The sequence below is a fragment of the Streptomyces venezuelae ATCC 10712 genome (assembly GCF_008639165.1).
GTDB lineage: Bacteria > Actinomycetota > Actinomycetes > Streptomycetales > Streptomycetaceae > Streptomyces > Streptomyces venezuelae.
Genome location: NZ_CP029197.1, coordinates 3,348,371 through 3,374,791 on the forward strand (window position 1 = coordinate 3,348,371; position 26,421 = coordinate 3,374,791).

The 26,421-nt window shown below is 71.3% G+C and carries 22 protein-coding genes and 1 tRNA gene; 9 read left to right on the top strand and 14 right to left on the bottom strand.

All coding sequences use genetic code 11. The features are described 5' to 3' along the window. Nucleotides 1-167 precede the first annotated feature (167 nt). Complete coding sequence (locus DEJ43_RS15210) at nucleotides 168-1,733, bottom strand: MFS transporter (protein ID WP_041662505.1); 1,566 nt, start codon at nucleotides 1,731-1,733, stop codon at nucleotides 168-170. Between the two features lie 62 nt (nucleotides 1,734-1,795). Here DEJ43_RS15210 and DEJ43_RS15215 point away from each other — a divergent pair, with 62 nt between their 5' ends. Next, complete coding sequence (locus DEJ43_RS15215) at nucleotides 1,796-2,755, top strand: helix-turn-helix transcriptional regulator (RefSeq protein ID WP_015034258.1); 960 nt, start codon at nucleotides 1,796-1,798, stop codon at nucleotides 2,753-2,755. Between the two features lie 70 nt (nucleotides 2,756-2,825). On the opposite strand, the gene DEJ43_RS15220 is transcribed toward DEJ43_RS15215, so the two are convergent. After that, nucleotides 2,826-3,827, bottom strand: coding sequence for a sigma-70 family RNA polymerase sigma factor (locus tag DEJ43_RS15220; RefSeq protein ID WP_015034259.1), 1,002 nt, complete (start codon nucleotides 3,825-3,827; stop codon nucleotides 2,826-2,828). Between the two features lie 411 nt (nucleotides 3,828-4,238). On the opposite strand from DEJ43_RS15220, the gene DEJ43_RS15225 reads away from it, so the two are divergent. Continuing rightward, complete coding sequence (locus tag DEJ43_RS15225; protein WP_015034260.1) at nucleotides 4,239-5,294, top strand: questin oxidase family protein; 1,056 nt, start codon at nucleotides 4,239-4,241, stop codon at nucleotides 5,292-5,294. Nucleotides 5,295-5,312: 18 nt separating this feature from the next. Here DEJ43_RS15225 and DEJ43_RS15230 read toward each other — a convergent pair whose 3' ends face one another. Next, nucleotides 5,313-6,101 (bottom strand): dioxygenase family protein, encoded by a 789-nt coding sequence (locus DEJ43_RS15230; RefSeq protein WP_015034261.1) that lies wholly within the window; start codon nucleotides 6,099-6,101, stop codon nucleotides 5,313-5,315. Nucleotides 6,102-6,227: 126 nt separating this feature from the next. Here DEJ43_RS15230 and DEJ43_RS15235 point away from each other — a divergent pair, with 126 nt between their 5' ends. After that, nucleotides 6,228-6,716: a MarR family winged helix-turn-helix transcriptional regulator gene (locus DEJ43_RS15235; protein ID WP_015034262.1), complete on the top strand. Its 489-nt coding sequence runs from the start codon at nucleotides 6,228-6,230 to the stop codon at nucleotides 6,714-6,716. 53 nt (nucleotides 6,717-6,769) lie between these two features. Here the strand turns inward: DEJ43_RS15235 and DEJ43_RS15240 are convergent, their stop codons facing one another. Further along, on the bottom strand, nucleotides 6,770-8,299 hold the full coding sequence (locus tag DEJ43_RS15240) for an MFS transporter (protein WP_015034263.1): 1,530 nt from the start codon (nucleotides 8,297-8,299) through the stop codon (nucleotides 6,770-6,772). Nucleotides 8,300-8,459: 160 nt separating this feature from the next. After that, entirely contained in the window at nucleotides 8,460-9,137 is a 678-nt protein-coding gene (locus tag DEJ43_RS15245; protein WP_015034264.1) for a TetR/AcrR family transcriptional regulator, read from the bottom strand. A gap of 301 nt (nucleotides 9,138-9,438) precedes the next feature. Here DEJ43_RS15245 and DEJ43_RS15250 point away from each other — a divergent pair, with 301 nt between their 5' ends. After that, nucleotides 9,439-10,710, top strand: a complete 1,272-nt coding sequence (locus DEJ43_RS15250; RefSeq protein WP_015034265.1) for a M6 family metalloprotease domain-containing protein — start codon at nucleotides 9,439-9,441, stop codon at nucleotides 10,708-10,710. On the opposite strand, the gene DEJ43_RS15255 is transcribed toward DEJ43_RS15250, so the two are convergent. From DEJ43_RS15255 to DEJ43_RS15280, 6 genes are all read right to left on the bottom strand, one after another. Next, on the bottom strand, nucleotides 10,697-12,523 hold the full coding sequence (locus tag DEJ43_RS15255) for a class I adenylate-forming enzyme family protein (RefSeq protein WP_106433718.1): 1,827 nt from the start codon (nucleotides 12,521-12,523) through the stop codon (nucleotides 10,697-10,699). The genes DEJ43_RS15250 and DEJ43_RS15255 overlap by 14 nt on opposite strands. 153 nt (nucleotides 12,524-12,676) lie before the next feature. Next, nucleotides 12,677-13,417: a hypothetical protein gene (locus tag DEJ43_RS15260; protein WP_041663962.1), complete on the bottom strand. Its 741-nt coding sequence runs from the start codon at nucleotides 13,415-13,417 to the stop codon at nucleotides 12,677-12,679. A gap of 115 nt (nucleotides 13,418-13,532) precedes the next feature. Then, nucleotides 13,533-14,030 (bottom strand): hypothetical protein, encoded by a 498-nt coding sequence (locus DEJ43_RS15265; protein WP_015034268.1) that lies wholly within the window; start codon nucleotides 14,028-14,030, stop codon nucleotides 13,533-13,535. A gap of 12 nt (nucleotides 14,031-14,042) precedes the next feature. Next, complete coding sequence (locus DEJ43_RS15270) at nucleotides 14,043-16,286, bottom strand: glycoside hydrolase domain-containing protein (protein WP_015034269.1); 2,244 nt, start codon at nucleotides 16,284-16,286, stop codon at nucleotides 14,043-14,045. A 682-nt stretch (nucleotides 16,287-16,968) separates the two neighbouring features. Next, complete coding sequence (locus tag DEJ43_RS15275) at nucleotides 16,969-17,403, bottom strand: hypothetical protein (RefSeq protein ID WP_145953709.1); 435 nt, start codon at nucleotides 17,401-17,403, stop codon at nucleotides 16,969-16,971. A 40-nt stretch (nucleotides 17,404-17,443) separates the two neighbouring features. Beyond that, nucleotides 17,444-17,638 carry a hypothetical protein gene (locus DEJ43_RS15280; RefSeq protein ID WP_041662509.1) on the bottom strand — a complete coding sequence of 65 codons (195 nt, stop codon included), beginning with the start codon at nucleotides 17,636-17,638 and terminating at the stop codon, nucleotides 17,444-17,446. Nucleotides 17,639-17,870: 232 nt separating this feature from the next. Between DEJ43_RS15280 and DEJ43_RS15285 the strand changes: the two genes are divergently transcribed. Further along, a tRNA-Arg gene (locus DEJ43_RS15285) sits at nucleotides 17,871-17,943 on the top strand. A gap of 106 nt (nucleotides 17,944-18,049) precedes the next feature. Here the strand turns inward: DEJ43_RS15285 and DEJ43_RS15290 are convergent. Then, on the bottom strand, nucleotides 18,050-18,583 hold the full coding sequence (locus tag DEJ43_RS15290) for a hypothetical protein (protein ID WP_015034273.1): 534 nt from the start codon (nucleotides 18,581-18,583) through the stop codon (nucleotides 18,050-18,052). A gap of 324 nt (nucleotides 18,584-18,907) precedes the next feature. On the opposite strand from DEJ43_RS15290, the gene DEJ43_RS15295 reads away from it, so the two are divergent. After that, entirely contained in the window at nucleotides 18,908-19,255 is a 348-nt protein-coding gene (locus tag DEJ43_RS15295) for a hypothetical protein (protein ID WP_181399471.1), read from the top strand. A gap of 9 nt (nucleotides 19,256-19,264) precedes the next feature. Then, the gene (locus tag DEJ43_RS37790; protein ID WP_015034276.1) at nucleotides 19,265-20,911 is read left to right on the top strand and encodes a M64 family metallopeptidase; all 1,647 of its coding nucleotides are present in this window, start codon (nucleotides 19,265-19,267) and stop codon (nucleotides 20,909-20,911) included. A gap of 42 nt (nucleotides 20,912-20,953) precedes the next feature. Here the strand turns inward: DEJ43_RS37790 and DEJ43_RS15310 are convergent, their stop codons facing one another. Both DEJ43_RS15310 and DEJ43_RS15315 read right to left on the bottom strand, forming a co-directional pair. After that, complete coding sequence (locus DEJ43_RS15310; protein ID WP_041662510.1) at nucleotides 20,954-22,954, bottom strand: hypothetical protein; 2,001 nt, start codon at nucleotides 22,952-22,954, stop codon at nucleotides 20,954-20,956. A gap of 211 nt (nucleotides 22,955-23,165) precedes the next feature. After that, nucleotides 23,166-25,094, bottom strand: coding sequence for a D-alanyl-D-alanine carboxypeptidase family protein (locus DEJ43_RS15315; protein ID WP_244322129.1), 1,929 nt, complete (start codon nucleotides 25,092-25,094; stop codon nucleotides 23,166-23,168). A gap of 67 nt (nucleotides 25,095-25,161) precedes the next feature. On the opposite strand from DEJ43_RS15315, the gene DEJ43_RS38110 reads away from it, so the two are divergent. Then, the gene (locus DEJ43_RS38110) at nucleotides 25,162-25,356 is read left to right on the top strand and encodes a hypothetical protein (RefSeq protein WP_234285193.1); all 195 of its coding nucleotides are present in this window, start codon (nucleotides 25,162-25,164) and stop codon (nucleotides 25,354-25,356) included. Between the two features lie 350 nt (nucleotides 25,357-25,706). Further along, the gene (locus DEJ43_RS15320) at nucleotides 25,707-26,405 is read left to right on the top strand and encodes a GOLPH3/VPS74 family protein (RefSeq protein ID WP_015034279.1); all 699 of its coding nucleotides are present in this window, start codon (nucleotides 25,707-25,709) and stop codon (nucleotides 26,403-26,405) included. Nucleotides 26,406-26,421 lie beyond the last annotated feature (16 nt).

The window sequence follows — 26,421 nt, forward strand, 5'->3', positions numbered from 1 at the left end:
CTGGCCAAGTAAACGGATTCGGGCACTCAAGCGGGCAGGAACGGACATTCGCCCATGCCCGGGCAGGACGAATGGCCCTGATCCCGGGGCGATTCCCGGGACCAGGGCCCTTCCGTGTCCGGCTCGGCGCGTCAGCGCCTCCGGTTCAGTGCGTCAGCACCTCCGGCTCAGTGCGTCAGCACCGGCTCCTTCTCGATCACGCCGTCACCGTCGCCGTCACCGCCGTCGCCGTACTCGCCGCCGTCGCCGCCCTCCAGGTGCTGCTTCGGCTTCGCCGGAAGCGCGAACATCACCAGGAAGATCACGGCGAGCACGCCCGCCACCCAGCCCATGGCGTTCTGGAAGGCGTCGGCGAACGCCAGGCCCGCCTCGGTCGGGGACTTCGGAGCGGGCTTGCCGTCGATCACGCCGAAGAAGACCACCGACACCAGGCCGAGGCCCAGCGCGTTGCCCATCTGGCCGGTCGTGTTGATCAGACCCGAGGCCGACCCGGCGTGCTCCTTCGGCACGTCCGAGAGCACCGCGTCCGTCAGCGGCGCCACGATCAGGCCCATGCCGAGGCCCATGACCACCAGCGGCGGGATCATCTGCCAGGACGCGATGCCCGTCCCGTACCGGCCCGCTTCGAAGAGGTAGAGCAGCACGCCCGCGATCATCGTCAGCGCACCGGCCTGGAGCACCTTCCGGCCGAAGCGCGGCACCAGCTTCTGCACCGACAGACCGGCGGCCGTCGACACCGCGATCGAGAACGGCACACCCGTCAGACCCGCCCGCAGCGGGCTCCAGCCGAGGCCGATCTGCATGTACAGCGTCCACACCAGGAAGAAGATGCCCATCACGACACCGAAGGTCAGCTGCACCGCGATGCCCGCCGCGAAGCTCTTCACCCTGAACAGCGACAGCTCGATGAGCGGCGAGCCGTCCTTCTTCGTCTTGTACTTCTCGTACGCCACGAGCGCGCCGAAGACGACCAGGCTGCCGGCCATCATCAGGTGGCCCCACAGCGGCCAGTCCAGCTCGCGGCCGCGCGTCAGCGGGTAGATCAGCATCAGCAGGGCGGCCGTCACCAGGAGCACGCCCACCATGTCCAGGCGGAGCGCCTTCGGGGCCTTCGACTCCGTGATGAACTTCCGGCCCAGGAGCAGGCCCGCGATGCCGACGGGCAGGTTGATCAGGAAGATCGGGCGCCATTCCAGGCCCGCGATGTTCCACTGGGTGAGCAGCGCGCCGAGCAGCGGGCCCGAGACCGCGCCCAGACCGATGATCGCGCCGAACATTCCGAAGACCTTGCCGCGCTCGTGCGCCGGGAAGGTCACGTGGATGATCGACAGCACCTGCGGCACCATCATCGCGGCCGCCGCGCCCTGGAGGAGGCGGGAGCCGACCAGCATCTCCTGGTTGGCCGCGAAACCGCAGAGCGCGGAGGCGAGCGTGAAGCCCGCCGTGCCGAGGAGGAAGAGGCGCTTGCGGCCGTAGATGTCACCGAGGCGGCCACCGGTGATCAGGCCGGCGGCGAACGCCAGCGCGTACCCGGCGGTGATCCACTGGATGGCACCGAAGGAGGCACCGAGGTCCCGCTCGATGCTGGGGATCGCGATGTTGACGATCGTGGCGTCGACCAGGTCCATGAAGGCGGCCGTCATGACGATGGCAAGGGCTATCCAGCGCCGCTTGTCCTGCGGGTCGGTGGGGGCGGCCGTATCCGTGACGGCGTCGGCGTCGTGTGCACTCATACGAGGAAGATAAAGGCCATCTAGGTCAGTACATGTCCTAGATGGCCCGCATCCTGGAACACATGACGGACACCCCGGCACGACTCCTGAATCTGCTCTCGCTCCTCCAGACCCCGCGCGAGTGGCCCGGAAGCGAGCTCGCCGAACGCCTCTCGGTCTCCCCGCGCACCATCCGCCGGGACATCGACCGGCTCCGTGACCTCGGCTATCCCGTCGAGGCGACCCTCGGCGCGGTCGGCGGCTACCGGCTCGTCGCCGGTACGGCCATGCCGCCGCTCCTCCTCGACGACGAGGAGGCCGTCGCGATCGCCGTGGGCCTGCGGGCCGGGGCGGGGCACGCGATCGAAGGCGTCGAGGAGGCGTCCGTACGGGCCCTGGCCAAGCTGGAACAGGTCCTGCCGGCGCGGCTGCGGCACCGGGTCTCCACCCTCCAGAACGCGACGATCCCGCTGACGAGGGGGGACGGCGCGACGGTCACCCCCGCCACCCTGACGGCCCTCGCGGGCACCGTCACCGGCCGGGAAAAGCTCCGCTTCGGGTACCGGGCGGGAGACGGGGCCGAGACGAAACGCCTGGTCGAGCCCTACCGGCTGGTCTCCACCGGTCGCCGCTGGTACCTCGTGGCGTACGACCTCGGGCGCGAGGACTGGCGCACCTTCCGCGTCGACCGGGTCAGCGACCCGCTCGCCACGGGGGCCCGCTTCACCCCGCGCGAGCTGCCGGCGGGCGACGCGGCCCAGCTCCTGGTCCGCTCCATGTCCCGCGCCCAGCCGGAGTTCGACCTGGACGTCACCTTCGAGGCCCCCGCCGACTTCGTCACGGCCCGCCTCCCGTCCCACCTGGTCCCGACCCCGACGGGCCCCACGACCTGCCGCCTGCGCACCCGCGCGACGGACTCGGTCGAATGGCTCGCCATCCGCCTGGCCCTGGTGGACGCCCCCTTCACCATCCACGGCCCGACCCCCCTCCTCACCTACGTGGAGGACCTGGGCGCCCGCCTGACGTCGTCGACGAAAGGCTGAGGCGAGGGGGGTGGGGCGGGGCCCGGGGCGACCGCCCCGGGCCCCGGCTCGCCCCGGGCCGCCGGCCGCTCTAGGCCACCGCGTCGAAGCCCGTGTCGTGGGCCATCTTCTTCAGTTCGAGGAGCGCGTGCTTCTCGATCTGGCGGATCCGCTCGCGCGTCAGGCCGTGCTCCTTGCCGACCTCCGTCAGCGTCCGCTCGCGGCCGTCCTCGATCCCGTACCGCATGCGGATGATGGACGCCGTCCGGTGGTCGAGCTTGTCGATGAGGTCGTCGAGCTCCTCGCTGCGCAGCAGCGTGAGGACCGACTGCTCCGGCGAGACCGCCGACGTGTCCTCCAGGAGGTCGCCGAACTGCGTCTCGCCCTCGTCGTCCACCGACATGTTCAGCGAGACCGGGTCTCGGGCCCAGTCCAGGACGTCGACGACCCGCTCGGGCTTGGTGTCCAGCTCGGCCGCGATCTCCGCCGGCTCCGGCTCGCGGCCGTGCTCCCGGTTGAACTCGCGCTGCACCCGCCGGATCCGGCCGAGCTCCTCGACCAGGTGGACGGGCAGCCGGATCGTCCGCGACTGGTCGGCGATGGACCGGGTGATGGCCTGGCGGATCCACCACGTCGCGTACGTGGAGAACTTGAAGCCCTTCGCGTAGTCGAACTTCTCGACCGCGCGCACCAGGCCCGCGTTCCCCTCCTGGATCAGGTCGAGCAGCGGCAGTCCGCTGCGCGGGTAGCGTCGGGCGACGGCCACGACGAGCCGCAGGTTGGACTTGATGAAGAGGTCCTTGGCACGCTCGCCCGCCGCGTAGAGCGCTTCGAGCTCCTCGCGGGAGGCGCCGGCCGCCTCGCTCTCCACCTCTCCGTCGAGTATCTGCCGGGCGTACACCCCGGCCTCGATCGTCTGGGAGAGCTCGACCTCCTTGGCGGCGTCGAGCAGGGGCGTGCGCGCGATCTCGTCGAGGTACATGCCGACCAGGTCGCGGTCGGCGATCTCCCCGCCCACGGCGCGAACGCTGCTTGCCCGTGCGGCCCCGCTCGTGGCGGAGGTCTGACGACGGGCGACGGCACGGGTTGCCATGCGTGCTCCCTTGCTGAGTAGGTCGCGACACCCTTTCGGGTGCCCTGCATCCGACGGAAACAACGACTGGAATCAGGACAGAATTCCCACCCGGCACATGGATTTTCGCGATCATGCAGTATCCTGCGCTGCCGCCGCCCCTGCGGGCATGCCTGGGGAACCCACGGAGGTGCAGGTCAGACCGGGCACGGAGGGTTTTCCGGCGCCGCTCGCGGGGCTCCCGACCACTCCGTCGGTGAGACCGCGATCACATGCGGCGCCGTCTGTTCCTTCAGACGTCGGTTCTGCCGCCGGGGTTGCCCGGCTGGGGCCGTAGCGGGTGTCGGCCGCTCGGACCAGGCCCGGCTGGGCCTCGCGGACTAGGTCCTGAGCCCGTTCCGCCCCGCGCCGGCCCGCCCTAGCGTCGCCCCCATGAGCGACGCATCCGGCACGCACACGTCCACCGTCCCCGCCCCCGCGCCCGACGCGACCGGAATTCTCGACGAGGCCCTCGAACGCCTCCACGCCACCGGCCCCGAGCGCCTCGGCCGGCTCACCAACCACGCCCCGATGGCCGTGGAGGCCCTGGTGCGCAACGGCCAGGCCGCGACCGTGCACCGCTGGCTGGACCATTACGCCCACAAGCTGGAGGAGCCGCCGCCCGCGTCCCGGCCGGTGACGGCCGGCGACTGGCGCGAAGCGCTCGGCGACCCGGCCCGGAGCACCGACTGGACCCGTTTCTTCGGCCGCGAGCTGGACGAACGCCCCTGGCGTGAGGTGCTCGCCGAGTGGTGGCCCCGGCTGCTGCCGGGGATCGCGGGCGGGTCGACGCACCCGGTGATCCGCACCGGCCACGCCGTACGCACCATGCTGTCCCCCGGGGACGCGACCGCCCCCCGGCTCGCCGAGCTGGCCCATTCCCTCGGTTACTGGGCGGCCCGCAGCCTCCCGCTGCCCCCGCTCACCCCGCTGGCCGTGGCGCCGACGGCGGCCGCCGCGCTCGACGCCGTACCGCCGATCGCGGTGCAGGACGGCCCGTTCAGGACCCGGCTCGACCAGGTGACGGCGTTCCCGGTCTGGGGCGCGGCCGCGGATCCCGACACGGCGAAGGGCCTGCTCACCGAGCTGGTGGCGGCGGCCACCCGCCGGTACGCGACCCATGGTCACGGCGAGCCGGTCATGCTGGTGCACGCGGCGACCGCGCCGAACGCGGTCCTGCGCGCCCTGCCCGCGCTCCCCCGCGAGCTGTGGGTGCCGAGCCTGGCGGCCGCGTGGACGGCCTCGGCCGCGGTGACCGCCGCGTACACCCCGCCGGAGCCCGTCGCGTACGGCCCGGTGCCGCTCACCGCCGAGGAGGTCTTCGAGCGGGCGGCGGCGCACGGCGACGACCACACGATCAAGTTCACCGACACGGCGCTCGACGTCGGCGACCCGCTCGCGCTCGCCGCCGCGAACCGCTCGGTCGAGCTGAACCCGCCGGTCTTCTAGGAGGCGTCCTGCCGGTGGCTATCCGAACTGCACCGAGCGCTTCGCGAGGCCCATCCAGAAGCCGTCGATCACCGAGCGCTCCGCGTCGAGGTCCCCGGCCGCGTCCGCCGCGCCCATCGTGACGAAGAGCGGCGCGAAGTGTTCCGTACGCGGGTGGGCGAGGCGTCCGGCCGGCGACTTGTGCTCGAAGTCGAGCAGGGCGTCGACGTCGTGGGCGGCGAGGGCCTCGTGCCCCCAGGCGTCGAACTCGGCCGACCAGCCCGGCACCCCGCCGCCGGTGTGGCGGAGGGCGGCGAGGTTGTGGGTGAAGAAGCCGCTGCCCACGATCAGGACGCCTTCGTCGCGGAGCGGGGCGAGCTTGCGCCCGATGTCCATGAGGCGGCGCGGGTCGAGGGTGGGCATGGAGATCTGGAGGACGGGGATGTCGGCGCCGGGGAACATCTCGACGAGCGGTACGTACGCGCCGTGGTCGAGGCCGCGGTCCGGGATGTCCTGGACGGGCGTGCCGGGGCCGTGCAGCAGCTTCCGGACGGATTCGGCGAGCCGCGGGGCGCCGGGGGCCGCGTACCGGACGCGGTAGTAATGCTCGGGGAAGCCCCAGAAGTCGTAGACGAGGGGGACGGTCTCGGTGGCACCGAGGGCCAGGGGGGCCTCCTCCCAGTGCGCGGAGACCATCAGGATGGCCTTGGGGCGCGGAAGGTCCGCGGACCAGGCGGCGAGTTCGCCGGGCCAGACGGGGTCGTCGGCGAGCGGCGGGGCGCCGTGGGAGAGGTAGAGGGCGGGCATCCGTTCCAGCGTGGCGTCCATGGCGACCACCTCCGGTTTCCGACGTAGTTCCTGAGGTTCTTGAAACTTCAAGCGTCCCGCTCTACACCGTAGACCTATGTAGTTCAACTTTCAAGGACGAGTCGTACGATGGGCACCATGGGAGACATGACCGAACCACGCTGGCTCAGCGACGAGGAGCAGCACGTCTGGCGCTCGTACCTGCACGCCACCACGCTGCTGGAGGACCACCTCGACCGCCAGCTGCAACGCGACGCCGGAATGCCGCACGTCTACTACGGACTCCTCGTCCAGCTCTCCCAGGCCCCGCGCCGCCGGCTGCGGATGACCGAGCTGGCCAGGAGCGCCAAGATCACCCGCTCCCGGCTCTCCCACGCGGTCGCCCGGCTGGAGAAGAACGGCTGGGTACGGCGCGAGAACTGCCCCTCCGACAAGCGCGGCCAGTTCGCCCAGCTCACGGACGAGGGCATGGAGGTCCTCCGGCGGAACGCCCCCGGCCACGTGGCGGCCGTACGCCAGGCCCTCTTCGACCGGCTGTCCCCCGAACAGGTGAAACAGCTCGGCACGATCATGCGCGTCATGGCCGAGGGCCTCGAACCCCAGGGCCCGGACGCGGACCTGCCCTGGCTCCGCTGACGAACAGCGGAACCAGGGCAGGGCGGGGGGCGGGATGCCCCGCACGGGCGGGATCAGTGCGCGATGACCGGCACCTTCACCTCGTCCTCCGCGTCCGCGCCGGACCCGGCGACGACTCCCATGTCCGGCTTCCCGGTGTTGATCAGGGTGAAGGCGATCGCGGCCGAGACGACCAGGATGCCGACGGCCCACCAGATGGCCGCGGTGTAGCCCTCGACCATGCCCTGGAGCTGGAGCAGCTTCTGCCCGGCCGGGGTGGTCGCGCCCGCCGCGTGGTCGGTCAGGTAGGCGGTGGTCGCCGAGGCGGCGATCGTGTTCAGCAGGGCCGTACCGATGGCGCCGCCGACCTGCTGCGAGGTGTTGACCATCGCGGAGGCCACACCGGCGTCCCGCGGGTCCACGCCGAGCGTCGCGAGCGACATCGCCGGCATGAACGCCGTACCCATGCCCAGGCCGAGCAGCAGCTGCGCCGGCAGGATCAGACCGGCGTACGAGGTGCCGACCTCCAGCTGCGTGAGCAGCAGCATGCCGACACCGGCGGTCAGGAAGCCGGGGGCCATGAGCAGGCGCGGCGGGACGCGGGTCATCAGCCGCGTACCGATCTGGGTGGAGCCGATGATCATGCCCGCGATCATCGGGAGGAACGCGAAGCCCGTCATGACCGGCGAGTAGCCCTTCACGACCTGCAGGTAGTAGGTCAGGAAGAGGAACAGGCCGAACATCGCGATGACGGCGAGACCCAGCGAGAGGTAGACACCGCCGCGGTTGCGGTCGGTCAGGACGCGCAGCGGCAGCAGCGGGGACTTCACCTTCGCCTCGGTGAGCACGAAGGCGAGGAGCAGCACGGCGGAGCCGACGAACAGGCCGATGGTGCCGGTGTCGCTCCAGCCCTCCGACTCGGCGCGGGTGAAGCCGTAGACGAGCGCGACCAGGCCCAGGGTGGACAGGATCACGCCGGGGATGTCGAGCGGGGAGCGGTTGCGGCCGCCCGCGGGCTCGCGGATCACCAGGTACGCGCCGACGGCGGCGACGATGGCGAACGGGATGTTGACGAAGAAGGTCCAGCGCCAGTTCAGGTACTCGGTGAGGAAGCCGCCGAGGATCAGACCCACGGCGCCGCCACCACCGGCGATCGCGCCGTAGATGCCGAAGGCCTTGGCCCGCTCCTTGGCGTCCGTGAACGTCACGGCGAGCAGCGAGAGCGCGGCGGGCGCGAGGAGCGCGCCGAAGGCGCCCTGGAGCGCGCGGGCGCCCAGCATCATGGCCTCGCCGGTCGCGGCGCCGCCGAGGGCGGAGGCGAGGGCGAAGCCGATCAGACCGACGACGAAGGTGCGCTTGCGTCCCCACAGGTCGGCGATGCGGCCGCCGAAGAGGAGCAGTCCGCCGAACGCGAGGGCGTAGGCGGTGATGACCCACTGCCGGTTGCCGTCCGAGATCCCGAGGTCCTGCTGGGCGGAGGGCAGCGCGATGTTCACGATGGTCGCGTCGAGGACGACCATCAGCTGGGCGAGGGCGATGAAGACGAGCGCTTTCCAGCGGCCCGGGTCGGGGTGGGTCACGGTGTTGTCGGGGATTTTCGGCATGGGGGTAGCCACCTCTTGGCGCGTACTGGTGAAAAACCGGTGAACTGGTGGAAAGGGTGCGTAAGTTGCTGAGTTCGTAAGTTGCTGAGTTCGTAAGGCGGGCGGGCCCGGACGGGCCTAGGGCGTCGCGGTCGGCATCGCGGTCGGCGTCACGTCGGCGTCACGACGTCGTGCGGGACGGGCAGTCGCGTCTCAGGTCCTCCAGGGTGGCGGCCGTCCCGGGCAGTTCGGAGCGCGCGGGCGCCTCCAGGCCGTCGAGGAACAGCTGCAGGTGACGGTGGACGAACTGGTCGAAGTTCCCGCAGGCGGTGCCCGGCAGCGGACGGGTCAGCTGCGACACCGCCACCATCAGGTCCCCGACACCGACGTCGGAGCGGAGCCGACCGGCCCGCTGGGCGCTGTCGACGAGCGACTGGACGGCTTCCTCCAGGCGCTCACGCTCGACCGTGAGGTCGGGGTGGTCCTTGTCGAAGGCGCCGTCGAGCATCGGGCACAGGGCGCCGATCCGCTCGTCGGCGGCGCCGTGGGTGAAGCGCCGGAGCGCGGCGAAGGTGTCCGCCTCCTCGGCCATGACCCGCTCGGCGAGATCGGTGACGCGGGCCATGCTGGAGAGGACGACCTCGCGGACGAGGTCGGTGCGCTCCGGGAAGTTCCGGTAGAGCGTGGCGTTCCCGACGCCGGCCCGGCGCGCGATCTCGTCGTAGGGCACCTGGGCGCCGAACTCGACGAACATCTCGCGGGCCGCCGTCACGAGCCGCTCGCGGTTGCGCAGCGCGTCCGCGCGCGGACGGGGCACGCGGCGGGCGGCGGGCGCGGAATCGGCGACGGTGCTGGTCACGCCACGACCTCCTCTGAGGATCATTCGGGGGCATCGGGCCGGACCCTGAGGTCCGAATGGGGATCCGGGGAAGCACTCCCCACTTCGTTCAACACAGTCCTAAACGGGGACCCAGTCCCCGGTTATTTCCCCGCGCGCATGTGACCTGAGTCACATGCATCCACCGCTCCGGAATACCCACGATCGGGCCACCCGGCGCGCGCGCCGGAACCTCTCGTCACAGGCTGATCGCACAGCGCGACCCCCGTACGAACCGGAGGGGGCCGTGCCGCCTACCTGCCCCCACCGGAGAGGCGACCGTATGCAGCACCCCCGCCGACGGATACGCAGACCCGTCGCCCTGGCCGCGACCACGGCGCTCTCCCTCACGCTGCTCGCCTCCGCGAGCACCACCCTGCCGGGGCCCGCCCCGGCCTCGGCGGGCCCCGTCGCCGCCGCACCGGGCAGCGCCCAGCTGGGACCCTGCCGCATCACCACCACCCTGGGCGTGCAGATGTCGGAGGGCCTGCCCACCGCCCCCGGCTATGTGCGCTCCACGGGCCAGGTCAGGGCCCTGAACCTGATGATCGACTTCCCCGACTCCCCCGGGGACGGCACGGCGATGAGCCGCTTCCGCGAGTTCTTCCCGCAGACCGCCGACTGGTTCCGCATCAGCTCGTACGGACGGCTGCGGTACGCCGCCGAAGCCCCGATACCCGACTGGCTGAGGATGCCCAAGGCGTTCTCGGCGTACGGGATCGAGCGCGGCTCACCGTACGAACCGGGGTACCGCTCCCTCGTCGAGGACATCGTGAAGGCGGCCGACCGGAGGGTGGACTTCAGTGCCTACGACCTGGTCAACATCCTGGTCACGCCGAACGCCGGGCCCTCCGCCCTCGACACCGTCCTGTCCGTGACCTTCTCCGGCAACGACGAGGCCCCGTACGCGGACGGGGTGCCCCTGGCCAACACGTCCTTCGTCTACAGCCGCCAGGACGACGGCTCCGGCAGCTTCGCCGAGACCGGCTACCGCGTCCTGCCGCACGAGAACGGCCACGTCTTCGGCCTGCCCGACCTTTACACCTCGGACGGCGGCGGGACCGTCGGACACTGGGACATCATGTCCGAGGACTGGGGCGCCAACAACGACCTGCTCGGCTGGCACAAGTGGAAGCTGGGCTGGCTCGACAACGACCAGATCAGCTGCGTGTCCGGCACCGGCACCGGCGACTACAGCCTCACCCCGCTCGCGGTCGCGGGCGGACCCAAACTCGCCTTCGTCCCGCTCTCCGGCACCTCCGGCTACGCCGTCGAGGTCCGCAGCAAGGGCGGCAACGACGAGGCGGTCTGCGAACAGGGCGTCCTCGTCTACCGCGTGGAGTCCGACGTCGACACCGGCCACGGCCCGGTCACCGTCTCCGACAGCGAGCACGCCAGCGGCGGCTGCACCCGCCGGGCGAACGTCCACGCCGAGCTGTCGGACGCGCCCTACCGCCCGGGAGAGACGTTCACGGACCGCGCCAACGGCATCCGGATCAACGTCCTCGACGAGGACGCGAACGGCACGTACCGGGTGCGGATCACGCGGAACTGACGGCCCGGCCCGCGCCGGACGGGCCGCCGCGCACGTCGTCCCGCAGCTGCCGCTTGAGGATCTTCCCGGTCGGGTTCCGGGGCAGCTCCTCCTCCCGTACGAGGACGTGCGCGGGCACCTTGAACGCGGCGAGCCGGGCACCCACGTGCGCACGCAGCTCCTCGACGCCCACGGCGGCGCCGGGCCGCAGCCGCACCACCGCCGCGACCTCCTCGCCGAGCAGCGGGTGCGGCACGCCGAGGACGGCCGCGTCCACGACGTCCGGGTGCTGCTGCAGCACGCCCTCGACCTCCACGCAGTACACGTTCTCGCCGCCGCGGATCACCATGTCGGTGAGCCGGTCGACGATGCTGACCCGGCCCCCCGCGTCCACCCGCGCCAGGTCCCCGGTCCGGAACCAGCCGTCCTCGGTGAACGCGGCACGGGTCGCCTCCTCGTTCCCCCAGTACCCCCTGACCAGGGACTGCCCGCGCAGCCACAGTTCGCCGACGCCCTCGGCACCGGGCGCCTCGATCCGTACCTCGGTGACGGGTGAGGGCCGGCCGACGCTCCCGGGGTGGGCGCGGTACTCGGCGCCCACGTTCGACAGGACACCGCCGCTGGTCTCGGTCAGCCCGTAGCCGTTGCGGGGCTCCAGGCGCTCCCCGTACCCGGCGGTGATCCCCGCCACGATGCCCGGTGGGGCGGCGGCGCCCCCGGTGCTGAGCAGGGTGAGGCTGTCGAGGCCGTCGCCGGTGGCGCGGGCCAGGTCGAGCAGCTGGAGGGCGGTGGTCGGGACGCCCGCGTAGTGGGTGACGCGGTGCTCCCTGATCAGCTCCAGGGCCCGGCCGGCGTCCCACTTCCGCATCATGACGAGGGTCCCGCCGGCCGCCATCACCGCGTAGAAGGAGGTGAACGCGGCGACGTGGAAGAACGGGAACGTGGTCAGCGAGACGGGCGCGGGCCCGGTCCCGGGCACCTCCCCGCGCGCGAGGGCCGCGGCGGCGGCGAAGTACCGGGGGTTCATGGCGGCCCCGGCCTGCGCCCGGTGGGTGGCGACGGCGCCCTTGGGACGGCCGGTGGTGCCGGAGGTGTAGATGATGGTGGCGTCGTGCTCGGGCAGGACGTCGACGGGGGGCGGCCCGAGGAACGGGTCGGTGTCGGGGACGTAACGGACGAAACGGCCACCGGCCGGGGTGGGCTCCGCGGCACCGGCCGGGGTGGGCTCCGCGGCACCGGTCGGGACGGACTCCGCGGCACCGGTCGGGACGGACTCCGCGCCACCGGACGGGACGGACTCCGCGCCACCGGACGGGACGGACTCCGCGCCACCGGACGGGACGGACTCCGCGCCACCGGACGGGGCGGGCTCCGTCCCCTCCGGGAACACGATCCCGGGGACGTCGTTCCGTACGGCCCACTCCCGCACCCGCCCGGCCCGCTCCTCGTCCACGAGCAGCACGCCGGGAGCGCAGTCGTCGAGGGCGTACGCGAACTCGTCCTCGGTCCACCAGGCGTTCAGGGGTACGGCGACCAGCCCGGCGAGCTGCGCGGCCCAGAAGGCGATCTGCCACTCGGGACGGTTCCGCATGGCGACCACGGCCCGGTCGCCCGGCCGCAGCCCGTACTCCCCGGAGAGCCGCCGCGCGAGCCCGCAGGCCGCGTCGAAGAACTCCCGGTAGGTCGTCGTGCCGCCCTCGGACACCAGGAACACCCGGTCCCCGTAGCCCCAGACGGCCTCCACGAACTCCCGCAGGGTGCTCGGCCCGGAGGCGTACACCCCGTCGCGCACCGCGAAGGGCGCGCCGTCCGCGGTCAGTCGCGCTTCCACCACGAGGCCTCCTAAGCGCCTGCTCACCCTGCGCGGCGACGCTATGCCGCTGCCCGCACGAGGTCAACCCCGCGCGGTTCCGGCCCCGAGGAAGCCGGAACCACGCGGACCGCAGGGCCGTACGGCGCGGGCCGCACGGCCCTACAGCGCGGCGGATCAGGCGAAGCGGGCGGCCTTGCGGCGGCGGGCGGGCGCCGTCACGTCGGGGACCACCCCGGCACCGGCGCTCGGGGTCTCCGCCCAGGCGCGGACGGTGGCCGCGACCCGGGCGAGCCGTGCGTCACCCGGCTCCACGTCGAGGTAGAACAGCCCCTCGTACGGACGCCGGTCGTCGCCGCCCCAGCGGACGACGCCCTCGGTGTCGGCGAGGATGTCGCGGAGGACGAGCAGCTGTCCGGCCGTGAAGGCGCCCCGGGCGCCCGCCGGGTAGGAGCCCGGCCGGATGACGACGGCGGTGCCGGAGGCCTGGTTGGACTCGGGGCGGCGGCTGTCCCGTACCGACGCCGGCGGCACCCAGCCCACGAGGGCGCCCGGTTCGTCGCGGTCGAGCGCGTCCACCTCGTAGTGGAAGCGGCGGACCACGTGGACGAGGAGCGCCTCCGCCTCGCCCGAGCGCACCTCGACGCTCAGCCCGGTGCCGGGGACGTCACGGGTGACGATGTCGCCGTGGGCGTCGACGGCCTTCTGCATCTCCCAGCCGTTGGCCGAGGGGCGGCCGGTGTCGAGTCGGCGGCGCCGGGCTTCGGCCCGCCGGAGCGCCGCCTTCAGGGCGTCGTTCCTGAAGGGCTCCGGCGCGACCGGGGCGGGGGCCGCGGACGGGGTCGCGGCCGCGGCGGGGCTCGCGAGGAGACCGGTGCCGGCGAGGCCCGCGGCGGCGGTGACGCCGGCGGCGGCGATGAGGGTGTGCCTACGGGTGACGCCGGAGGTACGGGTGCTTCCAGAGGTGCCAGAGGTGCCAGAGGTGGTGCCCGAGGTGCCGGAGGTACGGGTGCTTCGGGAGGTGCTCAACGGCTCAGCCTTTCTTCCGTGTGGAGCTGCGCTGCCCGCGGTGGAGCAGGCCGGCGGCGACGGCGCCGGCGAGCGCGAGCAGCAGCAGAACGGTGAGGGACGGATTGATGTAGCCGGGGACGACGACGTCGTAGTCATGGCCGTTCGGCGTCTCGCAGACGAGCCGCAGCGGGACGAAGTCCCCCCGCAGACCCACGAGTCGCGCGACGCCCGCCGGTCTCCGCAGCTCGCACTCCTCGGCCTGGTCCTGCTCGTCGGTGAGGAGCAGGTGGAACAGGCCCCACACGTAGAGGGCGCTCCCCAGGGCGACCGCAAGCAGGGACACGTCGCGGCAGACCCGGACCGGCGTGTACCGGCGGAAGTTCGCCGGCGCGAGCCGCGAGGCCAGGTACACGGTGAGACCCACGAGGACCGCCGCACCGGCGAACAGGCCGACGAACAGCCCGCCGACGTCGTGCCCCTGCCAGGGATCGGAGGCGAGGACGAGCTGAGGGGGAACCATGACCACGGGCCGTCAGCCCCCGCGGACGACGCGGTTGAACTTCTCGAAGATGGCGTAGAGCGGCATGCGCTCCTGGGCGTGCGCCTCGGCGAGATCGCCCCAGCCCTGGTAACGGCGGAGGACCTGGAAGACCTCCGCGTCGGTGTAGTCGAGGGCGGGGCGGCGGATCGGGGTCTCGGCGTGGTCGCCCTGCTTGCCGTCGGCCGCCCAGATGTGGAGGTGCGGGACGGTGCTCAGGTTGAACACGTTGTCCTGGTTGACCTTCTGCCACATGGCCCAGCGGTCGGCGTTGGAGGTCGGGTCGAGGATGTCTCCCTCCAGGAGACCGGCACGGATCGAGTTGTTCCGCGACAGGATGCACGTACGGCCGGAGATCTTGGCGACGCCGGTGCTGCTGTCGACGAGGTTCTCGACGATGGGCAGGTCCTTGCCCCAGTCCGGGATGACCCCGGTGTGGTACATGACGACGCTGGCGTCCTCGCCGACGTCCTTGTAGCTGTAGTGGCAGAACTCCCAGAACGCCGTGGTCTGGATGAGCGCCTTGCGCATCCGGTAGCGGCGCGACGCGGAGGTGATCGCCGCGTCGTGGCTCAGGATGGTGTCCATGCACTCGTCGAGGGTGTAGATCCGCCCGGTGCCGCCGGGCTTCCCGATCGAGGCCATGTAGTCCTTGACCTCCTTGAGCAGGGAGGCCCGCAGGGAGAGGTCGAAGCCGGTGTCCATCTTCTGCGCGGGAGTGGGGTAGAAGTCGCCCTGGCCGGGGTCGCGTCCGGAGACGATGTTGTTGTCGATCTCGATCCGGCCGTCACCGGAGCCGACCCACTTGGTGACGATCTGGTCGAAGGCCCAGTTCTCCGGCATCGCGTAGCCGAGGTTGCCGGAGAAACCGGAGGACATGTCCGAGACGAAGCTGGTCTCGGCGTAGCCCTGCGCGGAGACGCGGGAGCAGGCGTTGCGGGGGCCGTAGACCCCGATCTTGTACGGGCTGCCCAGCCGGACCATGGTGTCCCGGACGCTCTTGAAGTACGGCAGGATGTGCGAGGTCACCTCGTCGTTCACCGCGTCGTAGTCGACGGCGAAGTAGATCCGCGCCCCCGGCTTGAAGCCGTGCTCCTCCGCCTTGAACGCGGCGTTCATACAGTCGGTGACGCCCTGGGCGACGCTGTAGTAGTCCACCGACCGCGCCCAGGTCTGGTAGATCGGGAAGCAGCGCAGACCGGCGGCCTTGATGGTCTCCAGCTCGCCGGGCTGGATCTCCTTCTCCGGCAGGTCCGTGGTGGACGGGTTGTAGAGGTAGCGCCCGACGATCGAGTAGCCGGCGGCCTTCAGGGCCTGGGCGCGGGCCGGGGTGATCTTGGTGACGCCGTCGCAGGCGCCGCCCTGCCGGCTCTGGTCGCCGTACGAGACGAGCAGGGACGACCAGGTGGGGAAGTCGGCCTGCCCGTTGGCGGCGAGCTTCATGAAGGACTGGAAGGTGCTGACGCTGCTCGCCAGCGCGGAGGTGTACGTGGCGGAGAACGACACCGGGCGCTTGTTGAGCACCATGGCGGCGGTGAAGAGCTGGACCCACACGCCGGAGGCACCGGTGGAGAGGGTGTGGCTCTTCAGACCGGCCTGGGTGCCTGGCCCGAAGGCACCGTTGGCGACGCCGTCGGCCATGCCCAGCTCGTACTGGATGGCCAGCAGCATCGACTTGGCGACGTCACGGGAGTGGTGGCCGTCGCAGGGAATGACGTAGTAGTCCTTGCGCAGCACGTAACGGCCGTTCAGCCACTGCTGGATGGACCGGACGACGTCCGAGCCGTCGTTGACGGTGACGTAGGCGTCCATGTTGAACAGCCCCTTGATGACCTTCGGCCACAGGGAGGTGCCCGGATAGGTGCCGCTGACGCCCATGTTGGCGTTCAGCTGCGCGACCGAGGCCTTGACGCGGGAGTTGTACGTCCCGTCGATGTCACCGCCGTCGTAGCCCTTGCAGTAGAGCGCCGACTGGATGATCCGGCAGAAGTTCGCAGACGGCACGGTGGTCTCGTCGACCTTGCCGTACTTCTCCCCGAGGGCCGCGAGCGTGCCGGGCCCGAAACTGTTCGACAGGGACGAGATGCCCATCTCGTACTGGAGCGCACGGGTGAGCGCGTACATGACGGTCCATCCGGTGCGCCCGTTCTCCTCCAGCTTGGAAATGCCGAGGGTGGCGCCGTTCCCATAGGTGACATTGATGAATCTCTGAGCGCGCTGCACCATCTCGTCGGCCATGGAGTTCCTTCCCTCGCGATAAGAGAATCCGGAACGGAAGGCCGCCGAGACCCCGGACAGGCAAAAGGAATCCCCCGTTCCCACCCCACCCCGGCCCCCACCGCACCTCACCCCGCCCCAAGGGCCCCCTGAGACCCTCACCAGGAACCTAGGTCATACGTGAGGACGGAGAGCAATCTTTACGGGCGGCCCAGGAGCCCCGCCGATCACGAAGAGCGACACCAGGACACAGAATCGCCGCCACCACGCACGAAGTCCTCTATCGCCCCGTCTGCCACCATTCCACCAGCCCCTCGACGATCGATAACCGGCCACCCTCCACTCCCCACTCCGGCCCACACCGCACCCCGATCCACTCCGCAACCCCAGATCCGCGCCAACCCAGATGACGCTTTCCAGTCATTCTCCGCGCCGCAAAACCTTCGGGGGAATCCCCTATTCCGAACAAGCAATGCGTGATCACCACCCCCCACCGTGACGTTGATCACAGCATCCGGCCCCCACGCCCGAGCCACTCACCGGAGAAGAATCGAGGACAAAAGCGCCGACAGAACGCCAGAACCCCCGCCGGGCACCCGGGCGGGCACCCCGGCGGGGGTTCTGCGTGACGCCGCCCACTACCGCTCGACACCGCCCAGCGGGCAGCCCACCTCAACGCTCGCCACCATCGAACGGCTCCCCGTTACTTCGAGCCGCCTGAATCGCGCACGTAGTTCACTTCTTCTCGGTCTTCGATGAAGTACCCCTCCCCCGGCTTCGGCACGGCGAAGTAGACGCTGCACTCGGACGCGTCAGGCCGTTCGTAAGTGAAGCGAACCCCTGGCGACTCATCCAGGACGGTATCGAACTCCCAATTCGCGGGGCCTGAGTAGTGCCCTCCACCGCCAGGAAGGCATCCATCCGGCACGTCGGCGAGATCCGCCGTCCCATCCACCCGGATCAACACCCGGGCCTTTTCTCCACCTTCCGCTCGCCATACGCCTTCCACATCACTCATGGCGAGGGGAGGATTACTCGACCTCAGCAGGAAGAAGAGGGCGCCTGAGACAACCGCCAGGACGATCACGCCTGCGATCAATGACCATCCAAGGATGAACTTTCGGCGACGATCACCCATCAGAATTCCCTATTCGCATATTCCTACTCGCCTCGCCCTTTCATTGCTGTAGACGTCGGCCATATGATCCCCCGTCCTCGCGACGCACCAGAGTCGCGTCGGGCCGCGTCCAGCCACTCCCGGTCTCCACCCGCACCGGGACGATCGACTTCTCCAGGGTGAACGTCGCCCCGACCGGGTCCGCGAACACGGTCTCCCGCTCGGTCCGCTCCCCTTCGACCTCGCTGTCGGCCACCGAGGCACGTACCTCTCCCCATTCATGGGATCGCGGCACCCGCGATGTTCCATGCCTTACGCGGCACCACATGCTGAGGGGCACCGCGCTGGGTCGCGTGATCGGTCGGGTCGATGGGCGCGCCCGCGCCCGCCGACCGCAGGGGAGACCTCCCCAACGCCGATCCGCTAGGCTGTCAGCGGTCAGTCGACCTTCGGGGCCCCGCCCGGGAGGCGAGACGACCGACAGCCCCGCCTTCGTAGCTCAGGGGATAGAGCACCGCTCTCCTAAAGCGGGTGTCGCAGGTTCGAATCCTGCCGGGGGCACATAGGCAAAGGGCGCCTACGGATCTTCGTAGGCGCCCTTTGACATTCACGGCTGCGGGCACGGGCGGTGTCGGCGCGGCGTTGAGGAGTGGCAGTTCACACGGGTTCAGCGACACAGCCCCATGATCATGTCGTCGAAGTCGGGGAACTCCTGTGAGGCCTCCGCGATGATCGTCTGTGCCGAGGCCTGCCGGTCGGGAGCGTGCCGTTCTGCGATAGCCGCCAGGTCTTCGTCCATCCTCGGCACCCAGCCGGGCTCGGGGTCGTACGTGGTGGCAGCCTCCCAGGGACCGAGGCCGCCGGCCAGCAGCCACAGGAACGCGCCGAGGTCGCGCGCCACCACTCCGGTCTCCCCTTCGGAGCCCAGGAAGACGACAGGCTGTTCGACCAGCTCTCGCCCCGGGCGGATCAGCCAGAACGCCGCGTACCCGCCGGTGCCGTCCTGGCCGAAGACGCGGAACGCATCGCCGTTCAGGTCGCCGTTGCCTGTCCACGCCCGGAACCAGTCCGTCGTCTCGTCGGCGCTGAGGAAGGACTCGCGGGGTTCGAAGTCGACACCGTCCTCACCGAAGCGGGCGAGCCGGACCTTCATGGCGGCGGCGAGCGCGGCGGGGAACTGGCGGTTGTCCTGCGGGATCATGCGGACAGGGTAGCGATCGGTCCATGGCCGACCGCCTTGGCGAACGGGCACCCGCATCCGGCCGGGGATAGAATTTGTATGCGCCCCGGGCACCACGTATCTGTACGTATCAGCAGGTATCGGCGTAGCTCAGCTCGTGTTCCTTCCGGGGCCCTCGGTTCTCTTCCCGTCCGGTCCCCGACGGGGCCGTACGGCTCATATCGCTTCGCGTCGCGTCGGCGCTTCTCTTGCTCGTATCGCCTAAGAGGGCTCGTCATGAGCAACCCGCAGGGAGTGGCCGGTAGTGCGGCTGTGCGGCTCGTTTTCGAGTATGAGGGGGACGACGTGCGGCTTGTCCTTCAGCAGCCGGTGGACACGGTCGTCCGTGGTTCCGGTGCCGAGGGCCGGGCCGGGTATGTCGTGGAGACGCGGGACGACCAGGGGCGGAGCCTTGAGCGGGTGCCCGCGCGGGGGGCCTTCCGGGAGAGTGCCGAGGTCTTTCCGGAGGACCACGCGGAGCCGGTCGTCCGGGTGGACGTGGAGGCGCGCGGCGCGTTCACCGTGATCGTTCCCGCGCCGGCCGAGGCCGCCGAGGTCGCCGTGGTCCGTGTCGCGCCCCCGGGCCGCGAGGCGGCTCCGCCTGCCGTTGCGGCGCGCGACGTCGACCTCGCCACCTTCCGGCTCGAGCGATAGCTGACCGTCATGACCACTTCCGACGGCACCGTCCTGGGCAGCACCCGGATCCACGGAACGGCGCCCCGCAACCGTGCCTTCACCCTCGTGCTGCTCGGCGACGGGTTCACCGCCGCCGAGCAGACCGCGTTCGACACCGCCTGCACCAGCTTCGTGACCGCGATGACGACCACCCCGCCGTACGACAGGATCGGGCGGGCGGTCAACATCTGGCGGGTCAACGTCACCTCCACCGACTCGGGCGCCGACGATCCGGCCGGCTCCGGCGGCACCGGCGCGACGGCCCGCACGTACTTCGACTCCCGGTTCGGCGCGAACGGCATCCGACGGCTGCTGGTCTGCGACAGCTCGCTGGTTCTCCAGACCGCCGCCGTCCAGGTCCCGGAGTTCACCGTCGCGCTGGTCGTGGTCAACTCCACGGTCTACGGCGGCAGCGGCGGCTCCGTCGGCACGTACTCCCTCGCGGACGGAGCGACCGAGATCGCCCTGCACGAGATCGGGCACACGGCGTACGGACTGGCCGACGAGTACGCGTACTACGCCGGCGGCGGCGAGACCGGGCACGACCACCACCCTGCCGGTGAACCGTCCGAGCCGAACGTCACGCTGACGACCGACCGCTCCTCGGTGAAGTGGGGCTGGGCGATCGGCCCGAGCACGCCCCTGCCCACCATGTCCAACCCGGACTGCGCGACGGTGGATTCCCGGCCGAGCACGGTCCCCGCCGGAACGGTCGGCTGCTTCGAGGGCGCCCACTACTACCACTGCGGCGCCTACCGGCCCGAACACAACTGCAAGATGCGGGAGTTGAGCGCTCCGTTCTGCCCGGTGTGCGCGCAGGTGATCCGGGCCCGGACGAAGGTGGCCGACAACATCTGCGCACTGACTCCAGCCAGGGACGCCGTGTACCGGTACGACGGCTCCGGGACCTCCTGGACCCGGATCGGCGGCCCCGCCGGCCAGATCTACGCCGGCGCCTGGGGACTCGTCGCCACCAACCCCACCTCCGGCGACCTCTACCGCTACCTCGGCACCCCCGACGACTGGCAGTACATCGGAAGCGCGGGCGCCACCTTCGCCGTCGCCACCGACACCGTCTACGGACTCACCCCCAGCAGGGACGCCGTCTACCGGTACGACGGCTCCGGAGCCTCCTGGACCCGGATCGGCGGCCCCGCCGGCCAGATCTACGCCGGCGCCTGGGGACTCGTCGCCACCAACCCCAGCTCCGGCGACCTCTACCGCTACCTCGGCACCCCCGACGACTGGCAGTACATCGGAAGCGCGGGCGCCACCTTCGCCGTCGCCACCGACACCGTCTACGGACTCACCCCGAGCAAGGACGCCGTCTACCGGTACGACGGCCAGAACAGCTCCTGGACCAAGGTCGGCGGCGCCGCCGGCGAGATCTACGCCGGGGACTGGGGACGGGGACTCGTCGCCACGGGTCCCGGCGCGGGCGACCCGGCGGCCTACGTCGGCGAGCCTGGCAGCTGGCGGCCCATCGGCACCGCCGGCGCCTCCTTCGCCGTCGCCACCGACAGCGTGTACAAGCTGACCCCGGCCCGGGACGCCGTCCAGCGCTACGACGGCTTCGGACTCACCTGGACCAAGGTCGGCGACGCCGCCCACTCCATCGTCGCCGGCGACATCTAGTCGCCAGCGATGTCCAGCGGGCTGCCGCGCGGCCTCAGGGCGTCAGCGGAGTTCCTGGGGGCACGGGGTTCCCCGGGAGAGTTTGTACGGGGCCGCCAGGCGGTAGACGCCGGGCTTCGGGGCGACCAGTTCGGTCCACTCGTCGCCCTCCCGGTCCGGCTCCGCCTTGAAGAGGCAGCCCTTCTCGTTGGCGAAGACCTTGGGGAGGTCCGTCTCGGACTCCTCGCGGGCCAGCTTCGAGGCCTCCGTCTCCTGCGGGGGCTCGACCTTGCCGCCGTTCTCGTCCACCAGGGCGAGCCACGGGGAGTACGGGACGCGGATCAGGACCCGGCCCGGGGTACCCACGCGGATCACGACCTCGTTCTCCTCGGCGCTCTGCACCTCGGCCGGCGGGTCCGCGAGGGGGGTCGGGTTCTCGACCTCGTACAGGCGCCAGTTCTCGTCCGACCAGACCTGCTTCAGGTACGGCAGGCCCTCGCCGACCAGTTCCGCCTCCTGCTCGGCGCCCGAGTCGGGGGCGCCCGTCGGCAGCACCACGAAGTGGACGGCCCAGCGGTCCAGCCACTCCTCGTAGTTCACGGCGTTCAGGGTGTCGTCGTAGAAGAGCGGGTTGCGTTCCATGTCCGCCTGGCGGTTCCAGCCGCGCGCCAGGTTGATGTACGGGCTCAGCGCCGAGGACTCGCGGTGGCTCGACGCCGGAACGACCTCCACCCGCGCCTTGCCCGCGTCCCGTACCTGGAGCTGGTTGATCAGCGGCGCCAGCTCGCGCGCCCAGGAGGCGTCCGGGGCGGTGCGGATCACGTCGTCGACACCCTTGAAGCCGATCCAGAAGTTCAGGCCGGCGAAGGCGAGCAGCAGCGCGTACCAGCGGCGGGAGCGCGGCGCCGTGTACGGCAGGGCCGCGAGCAGCGCGACACCCGCGAAGAGCATCGGGAGCCGCGAGATGTTCGAGCCGATCTGCGAGTCGATCAGCCACGTCAGCAGGGTGCCGATCGTGTAGACCGCGGCCGCCGTCCGGACCGTGCGCCAGTCCCTGGGGACGAGGACGAAGACGAGGACGCCGAAGGCCAGCGGCAGCGCCGTCGAGCCGAAGGCCATCGGCTGGGTGCCCGAGAAGGGGAACAGCCAGGAGGAGAGGGCGACCACCGCGACCGGGGCGAGACCCAGGGCGTACGCGCCCGGGCGCCGGCGGTTCAGGAACAGTGCCGCCGCCGCGACCCCGAGGAACAGTCCCGCGACCGGGCTGCACGCCGTCGCGAGGCCGGCGAGCGGCGCCGCCACCGCGGCCTTCGCCCAGCGCTTGCGGCGCCAGCGGTGCGGCCAGCAGAACACGGCCGCGACCGCGCCCAGCGCGAACATCATGCCGAGGCCGAACGTCACCCGCCCCGACAGCGCGTTGCACAGGAACGCGAAGACGGCCGCCACCGAACAGGCGAGCGGATTGCGGACCGCCCGCACCCGCACCAGGATCAACGCGGTCAGCGCGGCCGACAGCGTCCCCGCGACCATCATGGTGCTGCGGACGCCGAGCAACGACATCAGGTACGGCGAGACGACGCTGTACGAGACGGGGTGCATCCCGCCGTACCAGGCGAGGTTGTACGCCGAGTCCGGGTGCCGGCCGACGAACTCCGCCCACGCGTCCTGGGCGGCGAGGTCGCCGCCGCTGTTCGCGAAGAAGAAGAACCACAGGATGTGGGTGACGGCCGCGAGCCCGGTGGCCGCCATGACGGTGTAGCGACGCTTCCGCCGCGGTGCCCGGGCCGGGGCCGGGACGTTCGATGCCGGGGCGGGCCGTTGCGCCGGGAGCACTATTCGCGAAGGGGAAGAGTGTTCCCCGTCCCCACGGTCGGAAGCCGCGCCGGAGGCCGTGCCCGAGGCCGAGTCCGAAGCGGCGCCGGCGTCGGCGGCCGGGACGGGGGCGGCATCGGCGACGGCCGGGGCGGCGGGGACGGCGGGGGCGGCGGAGGTCACGCGGACGGCCCGGGCGGGCTGCTGCCCGGCCCGCGTCTGCGGTGCGCGTGTCGGCTCGGCGGTGGTCACTGCGGCCCTTCCTCTGCTGCCCGTCTCTCGTCCCGTCCCCCGGAAACGCTAACAGCCGGGCGCCCCGGAGATCCGGGGCGCCCGGCCAAGCGGGTGGCGGGTGGCGGGCCGGCCCGAGCGTCGTACCGCTGCCGGGGCGTCCTACCCGCCCAGCCGGTCGGCCCGAGCGCGGCGGCCGAGCACGTCGTCCGAGCGCGGCGGCCGGAGCCCGTCAGCCCACCCGCGTCAGCTTCTTGTCGAAGCCCGGCTCCACCAGGTCCGCCTGGAGGGCGACCGGGGAGCTGACCTTGCCGGCACCGGTGCCGATCGACACCTGGCCGACGATGTCGCCCGCCTTGCCGGAGTGCGGGACGGCCTTGCCGCCGTCGGTGAGATCCAGCTTCACCTGGAGGCCCGGCCAGCCGATGGCCTTGAGCTCCTTGGTGGCCACGACCGGGGTCCGGCCGCCGAGCCCGTCGTCGATGTAGCCGAGGACCTGGCCCTTGCGGACCACGGCCGCCGAGGTGACGTCGTCCTGGGCCTGCTGGATGATCTTGTAGCTGTTGTCGATCGCGAGCTGGAGCTTCTTACCGAGCTCCGCCGCGTCCTTGGCGCCCATGACGATGCCGAGGATGCGCCGGTTCTGGCCGTCGACGACGGTGTTCGCCGCCCAGAGGAGGTTGCCGCCCGCGGGGGTGGAGGAGCCGGTCTTGATGCCGCTCACACCCGGCTTGAGCAGGATGTTGTTGTTGTTCTCGATGCGGCCGGGGATGCCGTCGACCGTGACGTTCGGCATGTTCACGATCTCGCGGAACACGTCGTACTGCATGACCGCCTTCGCCAGCTTCAGCTGGTCCTGCGGGGTCGACATCGTGCTGTCGAGCAGACCCGAGGGGTCGGTGTACGTCGACTGGGTCATGCCCAGCTGCTTCGCGGCGGCGTTCATCTTCTCGACGAACGCGGCCTCCGAACCGGCGTCCCAGCGGGCCAGCAGCCGCGCCACGTTGTTCGCGGAGGGGATCATGAGGAGCTCGAGGAGCTCCTTCTCCGTGTACGTCTGGCCCTTCTGGACCGCCGCCGTCGACTCGTGCTCCGCCTTGCCCTGATCGGCCGCCTTCTGGTCGATCTCGATCTCGGGGCCCTGCTGCTTCCCCTTGAGCGGGTGGTCGCGGAGGATCACGTACGCCGTCATCGTCTTCGTGACGCTCGCGATCGGGGCCGGCTTCTGCGCCCCGTACGTGCCCATCGAGCCGACGCCCTCGACCTCGACTGCACCCTGCCCCTCGGCCGGGAACGGCAGCTTCAGCTCACCGCCCTCGAAGGTGAAGGTCGGCGCGGCCGTGAGGGTGAGCGCGGGCGCGGGAAGCGGGCGCACCATCTGCACGATCGCAAAGACGATCAGGAGCAGCAGGACCAGCGGGGTCCAGATCCGCACCCGGCGCATCGTCGTCCGCAGCGGAGTGGGCGGCGGGGGCGGCGTGTTCGTCAGCTCGGCGAGCAGGTCGAGCGGGGGCAGCGGCGGGAGCGGCTGCTGCCGCGTCCGCTCCGGCTCGGCCAGCCCGGACGCCTGGGGCTGCGGCTGTACGGGGGCGGGGGCGGCCGGCGCGGAATTGGCACCCTTCGGCGCCGCGGGGGCCGGGGCGCTCGCGGCCGGAGCCTCCTGCGCCTTCGCCGCCGCCTGCTCCGCCTTCTGCTCTGCGGGGATGTCCGCCCGCAGCGGCAGGAAGACGCTGGTGCGCTCGCTGTCGGAGTCGCCGGCCCCGGTCAGGGACGGGGGAAGCTTCAGGGCGGTCGTCGGCTGGTCCACGACGGGCGGGGCCGGCGGGCGGACGGCCTTGAACATGGTCGTCGGCTGGTCGACCGGCTCGTCGTCGTCGGCAGCGTCGACATCGGCCTCGACACCGGCGTGGGCGTCGGCGTCGGCGGAGGAGTCCTCGGCGGGCGCCTCGGAAGCGGCCTTCCGCGCCGCGAACCAGGACTCCGGGGTGGTCTCCTTCGCTTCGACGGACTCGTCGGCTCCGTCCGTGTCGGCGTCGGCGTCGGCGGACGGCTCGTCGCCGGAGCCACCCTCGGGCCCGACCGCGGGCTCGTCGCCGTCGGCCTCGTCGGCCTCGTCGGCCTCGTCGGCCTCATCGGCCTCATCGGCCTCGTCGGCCTCCACGGACCCCTCAGCGCCCTCAGCGCCCTCAGCAGCCTCCGGCGCCTCCGAGTCCCCCGGCTCCTCCGCCGTGGCCACCCAGGCGGCCACCGCCGCCTTCAGACGCTCGCTCTCGGGCTCCGAGTCCGATCCCGACCCCGACTCCGACTCCGACTCCGAAGGGGAAGACGCCTCCGAAGGCGACGCAGGCGTGGCCGCCGGCGCGTCGTCCTCCGGGGTGCGCGGCGCAAGCGTCTTGAAGACCGCCGTCGGCTGGTCCACCTGAACCGAGGAGGACGCGGTCGCGGCAACCGGAGCCGACGACGAGGCGTCTGACTCACGGAGCACGGAAAGCCGGGGATCCCTGCCGCCGCCCGAGGCCGTCGTCTCCTGCGACGACCCCTGCTGCTGCTCCGCCTTGTCGGGGGACTCGCCCGCCACCGTGCCTCCTCCATGCGTCGTGCATACGTACGGACCATGTACCGGTCCGTGTACCAGTGTCCTGTGTGAACCCCTTGGCTCCCGTGCTAGACGAGAACGACATACCTACTGGTTCCCGGATGAACCACCCAGGCACTCTCGACAGATGAATGTGAGAGGGGTCACCCTGTCATTCATCCACGCGGGGAGGCATGGATGGGCAGGAGCCGCAGAACCATTCCGGAGGAGCTTCTGCTGCTCGCTCTGGACCCGACCACGGGTACCACAGCGCAGCCGCAGTCGCTCGACCTCGGTCTGGCCGGTGCACAGCTAGTGGAGCTGGCGCTGGCAGGCCGGATAGCCCCTGACGGGGATCGTATCGCCGTGGTGATGCCACGGCCGACCGGAGATCCGACCTTGGACTCCGCACTGGAACTGCTGCGCAGGCGTGGCAGTCCGGTCCGGGCCGTCCACTGGATCGGCGGACCCCGACTGGGGCTCCGCCAGACGTATCTCTCGCATCTGGAGCGATGCGGCATGGTGCATGCCGTGGAGGGCCAGATGTGCGGGGTGTTGCCGACGACTCGCTACCAGGCGACGGACACGGCGATCAGTCGGGAGATCCGTTCCCGGCTGGACAGTGCGATCCGCACCGGCGTACCGCCGGACCCGCGGACCGCGGCGCTTGCCGCGCTGGCCCACGCGGTCGGTCTCGGGAAGCACCTCTACCCCGGCAACGAAGGACGGTCGTCGCGGTCCCGGCTGCGCGACCTGATCCGGCACGACCCGATGGGCGGACTCGTGGCGCACGCCGTGATGGACGTCCAGAACGGCGCGGCGGCGCAGCCGCGCCGGAGCGCGGCGGGTGTCCCGGCGCAGCCTCGCGGCAGCATGGTCCGCGCGGCGGTGCACTAGTACGTCCCGCACGAAG